Genomic DNA, 17,553 nt, shown 5'->3' with positions numbered 1-17,553 from the left:
TTTGAAAATCAAATGGAATCAGCGCTGAATTTTAGATTCTTGTGCCAAAGTTACTCGGCTATTCGTAACGTAAGGCTTCAACCGGCGCCAGGTTCGCTGCTTTATTGGCAGGATAAAAACCAAAGAAGACGCCAACAGCCGCCGAGAACAGGGTGGCCAGCAAAACAGAGTTCAATGTCACGGCGATCTCCAGTGGGGTGCCGCTGCTCATGGCAATCTGGCTGACGACGGCGGAAATGCCCCAGCCCAGGACAATGCCGATGGTGCCGCCAAACAGGCTCAATAACACCGATTCTGTCAGGAACTGGATTAAGATATCCGCCTTTCGCGCCCCTAAAGCTTTGCGCAACCCGATTTCCCGGGTACGCTCGGTCACAGAGACAAGCATGATGTTCATGATCCCGATGCCGCCCACCAGCAACGAGATCGCCCCGATACCCCCCAGGAAGATGGTCAACACGTTGGTGATGGTATCTGCAACGGCCAGGATATCCTGCTGGTTCAACAGGGTGAAATCATCCGGGCTGCGCGGTGGGATGCGGTGTGTACTGCGCAGCACCTCACGGATCTGACGGATGGCCAGGTCTGCATTGTCGGAGTTGACCATGGAGACCAGAATATTCTGAACGCGGTCAGATGCCCCGCTCCCGCTGCGTGGCAGGCGAGCCTGGGCGGTGGAGATGGGAATATAGACGTTTTTATCAGGGTTATTGAACGCGCTGCCGCCCTTAGCCTCGGTGACCCCCACAATCCGAAACGGGTATCCGCCAATCCTGACCGTGTTTCCCACCACCCCGGAACTGCGCCCGATTAATTGCTCCGCGATCGATGGCCCGAGCACCACCACGGCGCTGCGTCCCTCAACCCGGGCTGCGCTGATAAATTCACCTTCCGCCATGGTCAGATTCTGCACGAACTGGTAATCGGGAGTGATTCCCAGGATGGACGTCGTCACACTGCGATCAGCATAGGTGATCTCAGCAGCACCGGAGAAGACCGGCGCTACATAGGCAATCTCTGATGTGCGCGCTGAGGCTGACAGGGACTGTGCATCCCGCAGAGTCAGATCCTTGGGATTGGTGACATCCTCACTGCTGTTGCCTCTCAGAACGTAGATCACATTGGTGCCAATGCTCTCAATCTCCCCGGTAATGGAAGCTCCAGCGCTCTCTCCTAACGAAAGCAGGGCAATCACCGACGCCACGCCGATCACAATCCCCAATATCGTCAACAGGGAGCGCATTTTATTGGCGCCCAGGCTGCCCATAGCCTCCCTGATGTTCAGGATCAAGCTCACTGGCGCACCTCCTGTTTTTCGATCAGCCCATCACGCAGGTGGATGACACGTTGAGCCACCGCCGCCACTTCTGCATCATGGGTGACAATCAACAGCGTGGTGGCGTTGTTGCGGTTCAAGGACAGCAAGAGATTAATAATTTCTTCTCCGGAGGACGTATCCAGGTTGCCGGTGGGTTCGTCCGCCAGGATGATGGCAGGGCTATTGACCAGGGCACGCGCGATAGCCACCCGCTGCTGCTGACCGCCTGAAAGCTCATTCGGCTTGTGGTGCACCCGATCACCCAACCCCACAGCCTCCAGGGCGTCAAGGGCTAATGCTTTCCGGTTGCCAGTCATCCCTGAATAGCGTAAGGGCAGCTCAACATTAGCCAGCGCCGTTGCCCTCGGCAGCAGGTTGAACTGCTGAAACACAAACCCGATCTTACGGTTGCGCACTTCAGCCAGCGCATCGTCCACCAGGGTGGAAACCCGCTCACCGTCCAGATAATAGTCGCCTGCGGTGGGGGTATCCAAACAGCCGAGCATATTCATCAGTGTTGATTTACCAGAGCCGGAAGGACCCATGATCGCCAGCACTTCTCCGGGTGTCACGGTAAAACTAACGCCGCGCAGGGCATGCACCTGGACCTCTCCCATCTGGTAGACCTTGGTCAGGTTCTCAATTTGAATGACATATTCCTGCTCAGCCACTGTTCATCCTAATTTCTAAACCCGCCAAACCCTCTACTCCCAGGACCCATATTAAAAGGCATCACTCCGGTGATCTCTGCCGGTGGGTTGAGCACGATCAATTCACCTTCTTGTATTTCTGCTTCAAGCACTTCGCTGTAATAGTCCGAATAAAAGCCCAAAACAACAGGCACGCCCACATACGAGTCGCCCCGGCGGACAAAAACCTGCTCCTGCCCGTTAATGCTGACGATGGCTTCATTGGAAATGACAAATACATTCTCGATTTCTTGGATCAGGATCGACACTGCCGCAGTCATGCCAGGACGGATGCTCACATCAGCATCTTGCATCTGGATGGTGACCGTATATTCGACCACACCCTGGCCTGAACTGCCCACAGGGGAGATTTCTGTCACGGTTCCATTGAAGGTTCTTTCATAGTATGCATCAAATACCAGTTGTGCCGGCTGACCCTGGTTCACATGGGGAATATCAATTTCCGAAATTTTCACTGTCAGCCGCAGTTCTGCCAAATTGTTCAACTGTACCGCCCTGGCGCCCATCTGGACGACATCGCCCACCTGTGCGGGCAGTTCCGTGATCACGCCAGCGAAGGGTGCTTTTATCTTCGGGCTGTCCAGCCGCGATTGGGCAATCGCCAGGCGAGTTTCCAGGATGGTCACCTCGTCGGGATCCGGCCCGGCCGTGAGCAGGTTCACCCGGTCTTGCAGACTGGTCAGGCGGGCTTCTGCCAGCTCGATCTCTAACTCAGCTTCTGCAATTTCGCGTTCGCTAAATTCCGCCAAGCAGAAATTTAAATTAGCCTGGGCAGTATTGACCCGCTGCAGATTGGTCGCATTTTGCTGGAAGTTATACGCCTGTTCTGCCTTATCCAGCGCATCTTCCAGCTCCTCGATCTTCTCGTCTGAACAGCGCTGAAAATTCATCGCTGACCGCTGATTTTGCAGATTTTCCAGTCGCTCTTCGGTATTCAACAAATCCAGCCGGGCTTGTGCCAGGTCAACACCCCAGTTTTCATAAAGCTTATCCAGGGCTCGCTGCGCGTTGATTACATCAATTTGGGCTTGCAGAATCTCCACAGACAGGGAATCCGTTTCGAGTGACATCAGCACCTGGTCTTTTTCAACCCGGTCACCCACTGCGACACCGACTTCGCCGATAATGCCGCTGGCAGACCAGGTCAGCACGGCCGTTTGGCCGGGCTCGACAGTGCCGGTGCCGTAAATGAAAGCACTCAGACTGTCCCGTCGATAGGGTTGTGTTTCAATATTCGCCAGAACCCGGTTGGCTGCCTGGCGAGTGTTATAAAACCGCCACCCAACATATAAACCAACAAAAACCAGGATTAAAAGCAGTATCCACAGCCCTTTTTTGCTTCTTTTTCTTCTTTTACTTGTTTCCGTCACACTCTTCCTCCAAAACTCGCGGGTAGCGTGACCCCGCTGTTATCACATCCTTCACTTATCGTGAATGGGCATATGTTTATCCCGGCAATAACCCCCTTGATATTCAGCCAATAATTCCATTTTACTCTTCAGATTAGAGAATGGTAATGAGTGGCTATTCGCTGGTCCCGCTCGCTCTGCTCGGGGATTGCACAGCTGATCCCGCTCGCTGCGCTCGGGGATTGCATAGCTGATCCCGCTCGCTGCGCTCGGGGATTGCACAGCTTATGGTTCGTGGTTGATCACTGGAAAAAGTTCCTGATACCTGGTCCCTGATACCTGATTCCTAATCACCATTCACCATTCACCATTCGCCATTCACCATTCGCCATTAGACAGCGCGGCGATTTCTGTTTATAATGAGGATCAGCCTCGAAAAATATTGGTAATCACTGGAGGATCTATGACTCGCAAATCACTTGGCTTTGTACCCCTGATCTGGCAGTGCGCATTTTGTGACACCCAGAACCCGGGTCCGATTAAAAACTGTACGAACTGCGGTGCACCCCAACCCGAAAACGTGGAGTTCCTGCAAGTGGATGAAGAGCGCTTTAACTTCATTAAAGACGAAGCGCTGATCCGCATGGCCAAATCCGGCCCGGACATTCACTGCCCATTTTGCGGCACGCGCAACCTTGCTACAAACGAAATTTGTACAAATTGCGGCGGTGATCTCGGCTGGGGCGGCAAAGAACGCCAGGTCGGTCAGCGGGTGCGCACCGTCACCGAGGCGAAAGCTCCGCCGCAAATCGATGATTCAACCGCCAAAAAGCGTAAAGCGCCCACGCTGGCAATCATTCTCATCATCCTGGCGCTCATCGTAGGGTGCGTGGTATTGTTGTTCATGCTCCTGCGCACCGATGATGTCACCGCTACGGTCTCCGATGTCCAGTGGGAGCGTTCCATCAATGTTGAAGTCTACACATCGATTACCGACACGGCCTGGCATGATGAAGTGCCCACGGGTGCCCAGGTGACTTTTTGCTCACCCACTTACCGGTATACATCCGATACTTACGTCTCGGGTGCGGTTGAAGTGTGCGGTGATCCCTATGTGCAAGACACCGGCACCGGCGTCGGCGAGGTGGTGCAGGACTGCACCTACGAAGTTTATGACGATTACTGCGAATACACGGCGATGGCGTGGGTTGTGGTCAGGACGGTCACCGAAAGCGGACACGACCTGTCGCCCTTCTGGCCGGCGGTTAATCTGCAATCCGGTGAGCGTGAAGGTGATCGCGCTGAGAACTACGTGATCAACTTCCGTGATGGCAGTGACTCTTACCGATTCACAACCAGGAACGCTGAAATATTCTCACAAGCAGAAATTGGCAGCCGCTGGATTTTGAATATCAATCAATTGGGCGGCGTGCAATCTTTGCAACCGGTCAAATAAAGCTGCGTTTAAAGCAGTTGCTGAAGATTTTCCCAGCCCACCAAAAACGAAGGTGGGCTGGTTTTATTGTTGTTTCTGATCTCGTAGAAATTTCCTGAAGAATTTTACACGCAACGAAAACCGGCTGCCATTCCGTCTAAACTGCCCGGATAATTTCCCCATCACCGGTCATCTCAACGGTTTGCCCGGGCTGCAAGATGAGAAAATCTGCATCCCATGCCGCATTCAGTAAACGCCTGATCAGTACCAGGTCGCCAGCCAGGCATTCAAAGCGCCAGCCGCGGCGTTGTGCATCGTTCTGGGCGCGCTCCGAGGCTTTAGCGCCATCCCCATTCCCAAGGTCAATGTAGGCGGCGCGTTCATAATGCGCCTGCCAGGCTTGCATCACCTCCATCAGGTAAGCGGCATTATCCGCGCCGTATTTTTCAACGTATGCGGCATACAGCGTTTCCGCATCGCCGGCGGTAAAAGCCCCCATCGATAAAGATGTCGATTCAGATTCACCGCGTTCAACAAAGTCCTGCACGTACCAGTAGGTGCCCGGACAGGCAGAGAATTCTTGATCGTAACGCTCCCGTCCGCCCAGGAAAAGGGTGACGCAATCATGGGCGCGCGGGATCACCAGCGGGATCGCCCCCGCCTGCAAGCCATGGACAACCTGACCGCACAGGCCATATGCCAGAATCACCGCATCGTAGCAGTCTAACTGGTCTGCGGCGTTAATATGAGCTTGCAGAACCTGGCGTAAATTTTTGGGGTTGATGTGCAATCCAAAACGTTCGAAAACCACATCCACCACGTGGGATGAATGAGCTGCTGCCAGATAGACCGGGCGCGCCAGCACATCACAGGCAATGCACTTGATGCGCATAAAGCCGCCTTACAGCCCTGCCCAGAAATTGTTCAACGTGTTGAACAGCCGTTGGGGTTCCTCCCAGTGGGGCAAGCCCCTGGTGGGAGAAATGCGGACGCCTTTCCAGTTTTTGCATTCCCGCAAGACCATGGGCAGCATATCGTAATTTGTAAAGGGACCATGGTCGTAGATCGCCAAAACCGGAGGCTTAAGCGCCATATAGACGGTCTCTCGCACAGCAGGTGTGAATAATTTGCCGCTCAGAAAGAAGGTGGGCGCATATTGTGCCCCGGGTTGGTGTGCAGTCTGGTAGGCATAATCCACAAACTCCTCCGGAACCAGCCCCTCAAAGACTTTGTTGAGGAAATAATGAATACTGGGTCGAATTGTGACCAGATCATAAAGGGGTCTGTTCCACAGAGGTACAGCCAGACCTGTATAAAACGTGTTTCTTGCTCCGGACCGGGCTGCGCTTTGAGCGAATTTATCCATTCGAGGTGGGTTGAATCCGGTGGGTGAGATCATCACCAGGGAGCGGAACAGATCTGGGCTGAGAACGGCTGCGCGTGCGGCAAATTCACAGGAGAGCGAGAGCGCAATCACATCAGCCGGTTTTTTAACCACCTCTTTGAGGAAGTCGTGAATCGCGTGCTGATACAGTTGCGGGCTGTACAGACGGTCTGAGCGTTCTGACCAGCCAAAGCCGGGCAGGTCAAGGGCATAAACCGGTCGCTGCCCCTGGTAGTGTTCAAATAAAGGTTTCATTTCATAAGCGCTGGGAGCGGCATTAATGCTGTGCAGCAGGACCAGGGGCGTCCCTTTGTCGCTTGTACTGGCATAATAGCTGATGCGCCCCGCGTGTTGAGAGAAGAAATCGTGCCTGTCTGCGTCGAGGGCTTTATCCAGGGGCATGTCGTGGCGGATATATTTGCGGCTGAAGAGGATCCAGCCAGCAACAGCCGCGGCCATACCGGAAAGCAACCCGGAAGTTCCCCAGGCGAAACCTTTAACAGTTTTCTTGATGGCTTTCTTCATAGCCAACCTCCAGATGGAATTGCTCCTCAATGGATGAGAAACGTACTTAAACTTTAGCACATCTTGACCCGATTAAGTGAAGTCGTTCATCGATTTCTTGCTGCGCTTGATCGTGTTCCCACGAATGGAAAGACCGGTTTGGTCAAATCCTGCCACCCTGTCTACCACGTCACACGTTTTTTCTCATCATCAGGAATGATCCACAGGCGGATCAGGAAAATCTTGCCCAAAACGATACTGCTGAAATTTCCGTGTTTCAAGATCGGTTTTACGCTTATAATAAGGGCATTAATCAATCTGTTATAGGAGGATTCAATGGACCTGGTCGAGAAAAAGCGTGCCCAGACGGCCTGGGCGATGTATGATTGGGCAAACTCATCCTTTGCCACCACCATCATGGGTTCAATTTTGCCCAATTACTTCGCAGCGTATATCGCGGCCGAAGGGGCTCTGGCTATTTGGGGATATACCGTAGCGATTGGCAGCCTGATTGCGGCGTTGATCAGCCCGGTACTGGGCGCGATCGCCGATTTCCGCGGTTCGAAGAAGAAGTTTATGGCGTTCTTCATCGCCGTAGGTGTGATCAGCACCGGGTTACTTTTCATGGTCAAATCGCCGGATGATCAACTGCTGGCATCGATTTTGTATATTCTCGGCACAATTGGGTTTGCAGGGTCGCTGGTGTTTTATGATGCCTTGCTGCCTCATGTAGCGGATGACAATGAGATTGACCAAGTATCATCCAAAGGCTATGCCCTGGGCTATATTGGCGGGGGCTTGCTTCTATTGTTCAATGTCATCATGATCTTTTTGGGCCCTACTTTGTTACCCCATATGGGTGAAGAGCAAGCGACCATGCTGATGATGCGCCTCAGTTTGGCCAGTGTGGCCGTCTGGTGGGCCGTATTTTCAATCCCAATCTTCCGACGGGTGAAGGAGCCCGTCCGCATGGTCGAAACCAGCGAGATCGGGCAGAGCGTGTTGACCGTGGGATTCAGCCGCTTTTTTAAGACCTTAAAAGAGATCACCAAATTCCGGGATCTTTTCTGGTTTTTGCTGACCTTTTTCGTGTATGCCAACGGGATTGGGACGATTATTACGATGGCAGTGGCTTTTGGTACCGACCTGGGTTTTGGCACGATGATCCTGATTGGCACCCTGTTGATGGTGCAGTTTGTAGCGGCTCCCTTTTCTATCTGGTTTGGCAAGCTCTCAAAGAAAATTGGTGTTAAACAGTCCATTTCCCTCAGCCTGATGGTGTATGCCGTGATCGCAGTAGTGGGCTTTTTTATGTCAAAAGAATGGCACTTCCTCTTGCTGGGGTTTGGCGTGGCGATGGTGCAGGGCGGCAGCCAGGCGCTCAGCCGCTCGTTAGTCGGTCAGTTGATGCCAAAGAGCAAAACCGCCGAGTTTTATGGCTTTTTCAGCGTTTCGGAGAAGTTTAACACCGTGGTGGGACCTTTCATTATGGCTTTAATCACGCAACTGACAGGCGATGGTCGCTATGGAATTATTTCTCTGGTGATTTTCTTTGTTGCCGGCATCCTCATGCTGCGAAGTGTTGATATTGAACGCGGGGTCAGGTTGGCACAGGAAGTCGACGCAAAGATGGTCGAGGTGGAGTAAATTTCGAAATCCCAATTGAGTCCATCTTCCGGGTAAGGAAACAGAGGACAGCCTTTAAAACGTAACAGAAAGCTGATAGCTGAAGGGGGACAGTTGTCAGCTTTCATCACATTCGCTGATGCCTGGATTCCGAACACCAAATCCCTCTTCACCATTACTTGAAGATTCTTTAGCACAACAGGTTGGTGCACCTTTAATAAACGCCGAAATCAAATCCACGCGCTTAAAATGTGATCTACTCTGAATTTCGGATGCTATAATTAAGATCAATCCATTTCCCACCACTGGAGACGAAACCATACGAACATGAAAAGATTTCGAGTTGCATTACTGGCCAACCTGAAGAAAAACGCGCCCTGCTGGGTCGGCATGCCTGAGGATCAATGGGATGACCTGGATGGCGAGACGACGATCCAGGCCCTGGTCGAGGCGATAAGGGCGGGCGGACACACCTGTGAGTTCCTGGAAGGTGACATCACGATCGTCGATACTGTGCGAAAATTTAAACCTGATATTTGTTTCAATATCTGTGAAAGCCATTTTGGCGATGCGCGCGAAGCCCAGGTGCCGGCTATCCTGGAAAAATTACGCATTCCCTATACCGGGTCACAGGTCACATGCCTGGCTTTAACCCTCGATAAGCCAATGACCAAGCGCATTTTAACCTACCACGATTTGCCCACACCGGAATTCCAAACCTTTGAACGCGTCGATGAACCCTTAGACCCAAAAATGCAGTTTCCGCTATTCGTTAAGCCCAGCCGCGAAGGTACCGGTATGGGGGTTTCTGCCAAATCCATTGTCAGAGATGAGCGGGAACTGCGCGAACAGGTGCGGATCATGGTTGAACGTTACCAGCAAGCGGCTCTGGTAGAGACTTATATTGAAGGCCGGGAGGTGACGGTGGGCTTGGTCGGAAACCTGGTGGGCCCGGTTGCCCGTCGCATCCCGCATGATGAGAACCTGCCTCGCATCCAGGCGGGGTTGCGCTTCTTTCCGCCGCTGGAGGTTGACCTCTCCCCCTTCTTTGAGACGGATATTGTCTACGATAACCGGTTGAAGGTTGACCTGGCTGATCAGCTCACCTACCTCTGCCCGGCACCGCTGGACGATGATATGGTTGACGAACTCAACTGGCTGGCCGCGGCCGTCTTCCGGGTGACCGGTGCGCTGGATGTAGCGCGGGTGGACTTTCGTTTAAACATCAATGAGGACGAGAAGCCCTATATCCTGGAGATTAACCCCCTGCCGGGGCTATCGCCAGGCATCTCGGACATCGTCATTGAAGCCGCTGCTGATGGGGTAGAACACACTGAACTGGTCAACATGATCCTTGAAACTGCACTCCGACGGTATGGGTTGATCGCGTAAGCATTCGGACAACTGCAGGGGGAAGATAGACCACCTTGGCAAAAAATCAGAGCTTTGCCAGGTTTAATGGATTGTTAAATACAAGCGATGATCATCTGTGAGGGACGGAACGCTCAACGAATTGTGAAGCAATGCCCTTCGGGGTCAACCGCTTTGGCGGCAGGCTTGCCATCTTCCAGGAGGCGAATTTCGCCAATTTCGACCCCGGCAGCATGCAGTTTCTGCCACATCCCTTCTAAGTCGTCCACCTTGAAGACGATCTGATGCCCTTTACCCGGGGCTTCATCGGCACCACCGTGCAAAGCCAATGAACACGCCCCGCCGTCAAGTTCAACCCACATTTCGTCAGTAACGTCTTCTAAATGGCTTGGATAGCGTACTTCCAGCCCGAGCAGATCCCGATAGAAGCGTACCGCACCGGCCATATCCTTAACAAACAAAATGATTTGATTAATTGAAGTTCGAGCCATTGTGATTTCCCTTGTAATTAATAATTAATTAATACAGCGACTGGTTAAATCCAGCTATCCATTTCTCAATAGGGCTCATCAGGGCCTGGCCAGCCAAATACCGCAAAATCAACCCGACCATGGACATCAAAGAGCACGCCTTCTTCTTCTAAAAGGGTGCGTTGAACAGCATGTCCGAAACCATCGCTGCGGATGCTGATTTTCCCCTGCGCGTTGATCACCCGCTGCCAGGGGACATCCGGATAAGAGCGATATCTGAGGGATGCCAGGGCATATCCGACCATGCGCGCAGTACATCCGCCCACCAGCTCAGCGATGCGCCCGTAGGTGGTCACTTTTCCCCTTGGGATCAGGCGAACCAGTGCGTAGATTCGTTCATAAAGCGGTTTCATTGTCAATCTTTGCAGGCGTTAAGAGGAAACATCCCTGGTATAGGCACGCACAGCTTTGGGAATGTGAACGATTCGGCAGCACTGGGTTTCATTTCGGGATTGACGGGTTTGTTGAGTGCTTCATATTCGTGGGAAAAGACCTTCACTGGCTATAGAAACTCGCGCAGGTCGCTGCTGCGGCTTGGATGGCGCAGCTTGCGCAATGCTTTGGCTTCGATTTGGCGGATGCGTTCGCGCGTCACGTTGAACTGCTGGCTAAGCTCCTCCAGGCTGCGTTCCCGACCATCGATCAATCCATAGCGCAATTCCAACACCTCCCGCTCGCGTTCAGATAATGAAGATAATGAGTTGTTGATCTGCTCTCTCAAAATTTCCTTTTCGGCTTCATCCATGGGCATCATCACTGCCTGATCTTCAATGAAATCTGCCAGGGTGCTGTCATCCTCATCACCGACCGGTTTTTCTAACGAAAGCGGTTCTTCGGCAATTTTAAGAACATGTTGAATCTTAAGAATTGCATCTTCCAGGGCTGCAATTTGCACGGTGTTCAATGGAGTATCATCAGCCAGCGCTTGTTGAATGGATAATGCCATGGTTGTATCGAGAAATTCTGACTCAACAGCAATCTCTTCAAGGGTTGGCTCGCGTCCCAATTTCTGGGTTAAACCTTGCTGAATGCGCAAAACACGCGAAATCATTTCATACATATGTACCGGGATGCGGATGGTGCGGGCTTGCATCGCAATATGACGACTGATTGACTGCCGGATCCACCAGGTCGCATAGGTGCTGAATTTATAGCCCAGGATGGGATCAAATTTTTTTACCGCTCGTAGCAAGCCCAAATTCCCTTCCTGAACCATGTCCAGTAAGGGGATCCCCCGGTTCATATAGCGCTTTGCCACACTGACTACCAGGCGCAGGTTCGCCAGGGTTAAGACCTGGTGAGCTTCACCGTTCAGTAAATCAATTTGAGTGAAATTCTCTCGCAGTGCTTCATCCCCCGGAAGGTTGTTTTCAAAGAATGCCTGACCTGGCAGCCTCGCTTTTTGTGACAGGAAGTCCCTCATTTTTTCCAGGAGTGCAGGCGGCAACACATAGAAACACAGGTACAACTTGAATATCTGATCGATTAATGCCCTGTCCTTTTTTTCCGGTTCCCAGAACTCAGTGTTAAAAAAGTTGCGCATATATGAGGGTTCATCCAGTTGCCAGGTAAGCCTCAGCCTTTGAGCTTCCAGCGCCATGCGGCTTAAATCTGGCATATTGACCTGGCTTTTCCTGACCTGTTTTTTGAGCTGGCGATTGATCGCCAGGATTTCGTCAAAGATTAACCGCATTAATGCCGTTATCTCACCCTGCGTTGCTTTGTCAAGCTGACCAGCCAGTGTTTCAACCAGACCCTGCGCTTTCATTCGACTGGCAAGCCAGAATTCGTCATCAGCGTCAAGCAGATTGAAATGCCCAATTTCGCGCATATACAATCTGACGGGATCATTCAGCGCGCTGGATAACGCATCACTGCCAGGAAGCTCATCATGCTTCTCGTTACCGGTTGTTTCTGAATCATTTGTGGTCATAGCAATTTGGTTAGGAGTGCACTCCGATCAAAATTAACAAGGAAAACAATCCCAATAACAACCCTTATTTCATTTGTAACACCCGTAAATTGACAATTACTTTGCCCTGGCAAAGGATTGTTGTAAAGCATGGTCAAGTTTTGCCCGAACCTGGATATACTCCAGGGCTGTCTTTTTTACATCAATGGAAAATTCACCGGATTCATCCCGCTCCTGGGTCTGGAGGAAAACCAGTTGATCCAGACCTTCGTCAATCCGAACCCGCCGTAGACGAATAAAGGTTCGTACCAATGCTTCTAATTTTGGGTCCGTCGGTTGAAGGCGCCAGTCCGGGTAAGTCTCTTCGGGCGTGTTTTCGGTGAATGCCTCTTTCATCTCGGCAGATAAACGCTCGTGGATAAAGTTCAGTGGCTCTTCCGCTTCTTGATCGATCGATTCCTTTAAAAGTTTAAAGATTTCTCTGTGGTCAGTGTCTGAGAAATCATCAACATGGATACAGGCTAACTCAAAACTCCTGAAAGCCCGATCGATATAGTTAAGCAGGGTTGGATCTGAAAGCAATGCCAGCAGACAGGCTTGTTCAAGCTGACGATGGGGCGTCAGGAAAGCTTTGGTTATGATCACAGGATCTTCGGGGGCAGGTCGGTATGTTCCTCGTCTGCGTGCAGGTCTTCCAGCGGGGCGCGTGACCAGGGCGCGTTCGTCGACTTTTAACAAGCGTGCCAGGCGCTGGCGGTAAGCCTCTCGCTCAACACTGCCCCTCACGTCTTCAATCAACGGCAAAACCTGCGCGGCGATCTCCTCCTTGGCTTTGGGGTCATCGAAGTCCTCCCGCTGTGCCAGGGTTTCCATCACGTGGATCACCACGGGTTTGGCGTCTTTGATGATCTGCGCCCAGCGGTCGGGGTCCTCCAGTGCAATTTCATCCGGGTCGCGGCCTTCCGGGAGCGTCGTTATCCGGATATCTGCCTTGAGCCGTCCTTCAATTCCCATCAAGCCGCGAGAATCGAAAAATAGTTCACCTTCGCGCTCCAGGGACTGACGAGCCGTCTCCAGCCCGCGTAAGGTCGCCTGCTGCCCGGCAGCATCCGGGTCAAGCGCTAGGATAATCCGGCGCGAATAGCGTTTGATCAGGCGGAACTGGTCTTCGGTCAGGGCAGTGCCCATGGGGGAGACGCAGTTTTTAAAGCCAGCCTGGTAAGGGCCGATCACATCCAGGTAACCTTCAACGATCACGACCTGGTCCTGTAAACGAATCTCCCTGCGGGCTGTATCCAAACCGAACAACAAACGACCCTTGTCAAAAACGGCAGTTGTGGGTGAGTTGAGATATTTGGGGATATCATCCGGGCGCAGCACACGTCCACCAAAGCCCGTCATGCGCCCCTGGTGGTCGCGAATGGGAATCACCAGGCGGTGTCTGAAACGATCGTATACGCCGCCCTCCTCCCGCTCAGAGACCAGGCCGGCTTTGATCAGAGCGTCGAGGGAGATCTGGCGTGAGGTCAAATAATTGGTGAGGGCATCCCAGGAAGCGGGTGCATACCCCAGTGCAAATGCATTGATGGTTTCGTCCGTCAGTTTGCGAGCATAGAGATAATCCAGGGCTGCCTTCCCCGCGGCGGTGTTGCGCAATTGATGCTGGAAGAAAGTCACTGCCATGCTGAGAACCTCCCGCAGATGCTCGTTCTCTTCGACCTGTTCCTGCTCCTCGGGGGTGAACTCCTGCAGCGTAACGCCCGCGCGTTCTGCCAGGTAGCGCAGGGTTTCAGGGAAATCCCAACCCTCGCGCTTCATCACAAAACTGAAGATATCCCCGCCCTCGTTGCACTGCCCAAAGCACCGCCAGGATTGAGAATCGGGAAATACAGCAAAAGCGGGTGTTTTTGTGTTGTGGTGAAAGGGGCAAAAACCGGTGTAATTCTTCCCCGAGTGACGCAATTTCACCGTCTCGGAGACGATATCAACAATATCCAGCCTTCCCTTAATCTCATCAACGACGCTCATAAGCTTATCCTACCTAAATTATAAGGGAAAATGAAGAATAAAAGGCAAGAAAGTGATTCCAGAAATTGGGAAAAGCGTTCAAGATAACAAACGCTGCCCATAAAACCATCAAATCCTGTTTTCTGCTCCCTTGTAACAGCGTCTCTTTTTCTTAATTCCTGATCAGCTAATTCCAAATCTAAAATCAACCACTTGACTATCGATTTTCTCTTCGGTAGAATCCTTATTGAAAAAGATTTTCAATAAGGAAACATTATGGATTGGCAAGAAAAGCTCAATCAGGAAGGGCTCAGACTGACACATCCACGCCGGGTGATCATCTCGTTGTTAGAACAAGCAAACATTCCGCTTTCGCCACAGACCATTCACCAGTGTTCATTGGATGCCAAAGAAGAAATCAGCCTGGTATCTGTCTACCGCACCTTGGATCTGCTGGCTGAACTTGGGTTGGTGCGGCGTGTGCATGGTCACAATGATTGCCAGGGGTATGTACTGGCATCGCCCGGACATTACCATCACCTGGTCTGTCAACATTGTGGCGCAGCAGTCGAATTCAGCGGAGTGGAAGACCTTTCAACCCTGCTTGCCTCAATAGAATTAGAAACCGGCTTTAAAATCAATGAACATCTGCTCCAGTTTTCCGGTGTTTGTCCCGAATGTCAAAGGAGAACCGAAAACCATGATCAGGAATAAGAAAACAAGCCTTTGGAAACTCGGGCTGGTCTTGTTATCCATCTTGTTCCTGGTCGCCTGTCAGCCAGAGCCCAGCCAGGGGCCGAGTGATGATGGTCGCCTGCAGGTCACCGTCAGTATTTTGCCCCAGGCTTATTTTGTCGAGCGCATCGGCGGTGATTTTGTTGCGGTCAATGTGATGGTTGGTCCGGGTGAAGACCCACATACTTATGAACCCAAGCCCGACCAGATGCGCGCGCTGAGTCATTCACAGCTATTTTTCACCATTGGAACCGAATATGAAGACGCCTGGCTGCCGCGCTTGCGGGAAACTAACCCTCAAATAACCTTTGTCGATAGTGCTGCCGGTATTCAACGCATTCCCCTGATCAGCCCGCATGATCATGCTGGTCAAGAAACCGATCTCGAGAAAACCGACCCTTCAGGAGAAAAAGGCCTTGACCCCCACGTTTGGCTGGCGCCCGCCAATGGGAAAATCATCGCCAGTACTATTTTTAAAGCCCTGCAGACCCTGCTGCCTGAGCATGCAGACGCCTTACAGTCGAATTACGACGCCCTGCTTGCTGATATCGTCGCATTGGATGAAAAAATTGAAGGTTTGCTTTCTGGAAATATGGGGAAAGCTTTTGTGGTGTTTCATCCTGCCTGGGGCTATTTTGCCAATCAATACCAGCTTGAACAGATCCCTGTTCAGGTCGGCGGTCAGGAGCCCAGCGCCAGCGACTTGGCAGCGCTCATTGCCACCTCCAGGAAAAAAAACATCCGCGTGATCTTCATTCAGCCGACGTATAGTACCGCCATCGCACAAGCTATTGCTGCAGAGATCAACGCTGAGGTTGCCATTGTAGACCCATTGGCACATGACTGGTTAAATAACCTGGAAGGTGTTGCAGAAGCTTTCGCCGCCGCCTTAGAAAAATAATGTGGATCAATCGCCAGGTTTTAGGTCGCATTGTCATGACAAATACATATTGAGATCAATTAAATGGAAGACATAAAATAACTATCATGAATGACATATTTAAAAATTCACAACCCTTAGTTGAAATAAAAAATCTTTACGCCGGGTATCAGTACGAGGTCGTACTTGAAGATATCAATCTAACCATTGAACAGGATGACTTTATTGGGTTGATTGGCCCCAATGGCGGTGGTAAGACGACCTTACTCAGGGTCTTACTCGGTTTGCTTCAGCCGAAAAGTGGCAGCATCACGGTCATGGGCGAGACGCCCGAAAAGGGTCGCCGGCGAATCGGGTATGTGCCCCAATTTGCTGAATACGATGCAGAATTCCCAATTTCAGTTCGCGACGTGGTCCGAATGGGGCGCCTGAGCAGTCAGCGCCTTTTTAAACCGTATTCTACCGAAGATGACCGGGTGGTCGACGAACGTCTTGACTGGGTGGGGATGCTCGAATATCAAGACCGAGCCATCCGCGAACTTTCTGGTGGACAGCGTCAGCGGGTATACATCGCCCGAGCCCTCACGACCAACCCCACACTGCTTGTTTTGGATGAACCCACCATCAGTGTGGATATCGAAGCCCGCACCCAAATTTACGAGCTGCTGCATAAGATCAACCAGGACGGCGTAACGATTTTCCTGGTGACCCATGATTTAAATGTGATCTCAAGCTATGTTAAGACCATCGGTTGCCTGAACCGAAAATTACATTATCATGGTGAAAAACAGATCACCGATGAAATGCTTCAATCGACCTATGGTTGCCCGGTTGATCTGATCGCCCATGGGCTGCCCCACCGGGTGTTAGCTGAACACAAAGGAGGGAATTAATGGCAGAATTACTCAGCTATAGCTTTATGCGCAACGCGCTGATAGCCGGGGTTCTGGTAAGCCTGACCTGCGGGATTATTGGTACTCTGGTGGTCCTCAAACGGATGGTATTTATTTCCGGTGGGGTGGCTCACACTGCCTATGGCGGTGTGGGATTGGCTTTCTACCTGGGCGTGAACCCAATCTTAGGGGCAGTAGCTTTCAGTTTGGTTGCATCTTTTTTAATGGGTTATGTCCAGCGTCAAACCCGACAGCGTCAGGACACCCTGATCGGTGTTATGTGGGCTATCGGCATGGCAATTGGGATCATTTTCGCTGATATGACCCCAGGTTACAAAGCAGATTTGATGAGCTACCTTTTTGGCAGCATTTTGGCGGTTACCCATACGGACCTGTGGATGATGCTGGGGGTAAATCTTTTAGTGCTCGGTTTCGTAATCCTCTTTTACAAGGAATTGCAAGCCGTCGCATTTGATGAATCCTTTGCCCGGGTGCGTAATCTGCCTGTGGATTTGCTTTACATCGCTCTGGTGGCAATGATTGGATTGGCAGTCGTGATGCTGATGCGGGTGGTCGGTTTGATTATGATCATCGCCTTGCTGACCGTCCCTGCCGCAATTGGTTCTCTATTTCTTAACCATATGAAACACATCATGTGGTTGGCAATGGTCCTGAGCCTGGTATTCACAACCGGCGGTTTGTTGCTCTCTTATTTTTTCAACCTGACCTCAGGTGCGACCATCATCTTGATTGCCGGAATAAGCTATTTGAGTGCGTTGCTGATCCACAAATCTTGCCGACGTTGCCCAGCTTAAAATAATTCTGTTCGTGGTTTATTTTATTTTAATCAAATCACCTAAGAAGACAGATTCATACCGGTTTCCCTCTTACCACTCGCA

At 51.6% G+C, this 17,553-nt stretch carries 16 protein-coding genes; 7 read left to right on the top strand and 9 right to left on the bottom strand.

What is annotated here, in order from left to right; genetic code table 11:
- Positions 1–58 precede the first annotated feature (58 nt).
- The 3 genes from CFX1CAM_RS11120 to CFX1CAM_RS11110 all read right to left on the bottom strand — a co-directional run bounded on the left by CFX1CAM_RS11120 (position 59) and on the right by CFX1CAM_RS11110 (position 3,398).
- Positions 59–1,297 (bottom strand): ABC transporter permease, encoded by a 1,239-nt coding sequence (locus CFX1CAM_RS11120; protein ID WP_087863165.1) that lies wholly within the window; start codon positions 1,295–1,297, stop codon positions 59–61.
- Entirely contained in the window at positions 1,294–1,935 is a 642-nt protein-coding gene (locus tag CFX1CAM_RS11115) for an ABC transporter ATP-binding protein (RefSeq protein WP_087863285.1), read from the bottom strand. Before CFX1CAM_RS11115 ends, CFX1CAM_RS11120 begins: the two co-directional genes overlap by 4 nt.
- A gap of 62 nt (positions 1,936–1,997) precedes the next feature.
- Positions 1,998–3,398 carry an efflux RND transporter periplasmic adaptor subunit gene (locus CFX1CAM_RS11110; protein WP_087863163.1) on the bottom strand — a complete coding sequence of 467 codons (1,401 nt, stop codon included), beginning with the start codon at positions 3,396–3,398 and terminating at the stop codon, positions 1,998–2,000.
- Positions 3,399–3,840: 442 nt separating this feature from the next.
- On the opposite strand from CFX1CAM_RS11110, the gene CFX1CAM_RS11105 reads away from it, so the two are divergent.
- On the top strand, positions 3,841–4,833 hold the full coding sequence (locus tag CFX1CAM_RS11105) for a hypothetical protein (RefSeq protein ID WP_087863161.1): 993 nt from the start codon (positions 3,841–3,843) through the stop codon (positions 4,831–4,833).
- A gap of 136 nt (positions 4,834–4,969) precedes the next feature.
- On the opposite strand, the gene CFX1CAM_RS11100 is transcribed toward CFX1CAM_RS11105, so the two are convergent.
- Both CFX1CAM_RS11100 and CFX1CAM_RS11095 read right to left on the bottom strand, forming a co-directional pair.
- Complete coding sequence (locus CFX1CAM_RS11100; protein WP_087863159.1) at positions 4,970–5,704, bottom strand: DUF1638 domain-containing protein; 735 nt, start codon at positions 5,702–5,704, stop codon at positions 4,970–4,972.
- A 9-nt stretch (positions 5,705–5,713) separates the two neighbouring features.
- Positions 5,714–6,721 carry an alpha/beta hydrolase gene (locus CFX1CAM_RS11095; protein ID WP_197687136.1) on the bottom strand — a complete coding sequence of 336 codons (1,008 nt, stop codon included), beginning with the start codon at positions 6,719–6,721 and terminating at the stop codon, positions 5,714–5,716.
- A 315-nt stretch (positions 6,722–7,036) separates the two neighbouring features.
- Between CFX1CAM_RS11095 and CFX1CAM_RS11090 the strand changes: the two genes are divergently transcribed.
- Positions 7,037–8,347: an MFS transporter gene (locus CFX1CAM_RS11090; RefSeq protein ID WP_087863157.1), complete on the top strand. Its 1,311-nt coding sequence runs from the start codon at positions 7,037–7,039 to the stop codon at positions 8,345–8,347.
- 306 nt (positions 8,348–8,653) lie between these two features.
- Entirely contained in the window at positions 8,654–9,718 is a 1,065-nt protein-coding gene (locus CFX1CAM_RS11085) for a D-alanine--D-alanine ligase family protein (RefSeq protein WP_087863155.1), read from the top strand.
- A 113-nt stretch (positions 9,719–9,831) separates the two neighbouring features.
- Here CFX1CAM_RS11085 and CFX1CAM_RS11080 read toward each other — a convergent pair whose 3' ends face one another.
- The 4 genes from CFX1CAM_RS11080 to dnaG all read right to left on the bottom strand — a co-directional run bounded on the left by CFX1CAM_RS11080 (position 9,832) and on the right by dnaG (position 14,167).
- Positions 9,832–10,188: a VOC family protein gene (locus CFX1CAM_RS11080; RefSeq protein WP_087863154.1), complete on the bottom strand. Its 357-nt coding sequence runs from the start codon at positions 10,186–10,188 to the stop codon at positions 9,832–9,834.
- A gap of 65 nt (positions 10,189–10,253) precedes the next feature.
- Positions 10,254–10,580 carry an MGMT family protein gene (locus tag CFX1CAM_RS11075; protein WP_087863152.1) on the bottom strand — a complete coding sequence of 109 codons (327 nt, stop codon included), beginning with the start codon at positions 10,578–10,580 and terminating at the stop codon, positions 10,254–10,256.
- A 149-nt stretch (positions 10,581–10,729) separates the two neighbouring features.
- A complete protein-coding gene (locus CFX1CAM_RS11710; protein ID WP_087863151.1) occupies positions 10,730–12,160 on the bottom strand; it encodes a sigma-70 family RNA polymerase sigma factor in 1,431 nt (476 codons plus the stop codon).
- Between the two features lie 96 nt (positions 12,161–12,256).
- Complete coding sequence (gene dnaG, locus CFX1CAM_RS11065; protein WP_087863149.1) at positions 12,257–14,167, bottom strand: DNA primase; 1,911 nt, start codon at positions 14,165–14,167, stop codon at positions 12,257–12,259.
- A gap of 255 nt (positions 14,168–14,422) precedes the next feature.
- Between dnaG and CFX1CAM_RS11060 the strand changes: the two genes are divergently transcribed.
- The 4 genes from CFX1CAM_RS11060 (at position 14,423) to CFX1CAM_RS11045 (ending at position 17,469) form a co-directional block, all read left to right on the top strand.
- Positions 14,423–14,860 carry a Fur family transcriptional regulator gene (locus CFX1CAM_RS11060; RefSeq protein ID WP_087863147.1) on the top strand — a complete coding sequence of 146 codons (438 nt, stop codon included), beginning with the start codon at positions 14,423–14,425 and terminating at the stop codon, positions 14,858–14,860.
- Entirely contained in the window at positions 14,847–15,782 is a 936-nt protein-coding gene (locus CFX1CAM_RS11055) for a metal ABC transporter solute-binding protein, Zn/Mn family (protein WP_157891877.1), read from the top strand. The genes CFX1CAM_RS11060 and CFX1CAM_RS11055 overlap by 14 nt, the downstream gene beginning before the upstream one ends.
- An 86-nt stretch (positions 15,783–15,868) precedes the next feature.
- A complete protein-coding gene (locus CFX1CAM_RS11050) occupies positions 15,869–16,654 on the top strand; it encodes a metal ABC transporter ATP-binding protein (protein WP_087863144.1) in 786 nt (261 codons plus the stop codon).
- On the top strand, positions 16,654–17,469 hold the full coding sequence (locus tag CFX1CAM_RS11045) for a metal ABC transporter permease (protein WP_087863143.1): 816 nt from the start codon (positions 16,654–16,656) through the stop codon (positions 17,467–17,469). The genes CFX1CAM_RS11050 and CFX1CAM_RS11045 overlap by 1 nt, the downstream gene beginning before the upstream one ends.
- Positions 17,470–17,553 lie beyond the last annotated feature (84 nt).

The sequence above is a fragment of the Brevefilum fermentans genome (assembly GCF_900184705.1).
In the GTDB taxonomy this organism is placed as follows: Bacteria; Chloroflexota; Anaerolineae; order Anaerolineales; family Anaerolineaceae; genus Brevifilum; species Brevifilum fermentans.
This window is presented reverse-complemented; position numbering and strand designations above follow the sequence as displayed.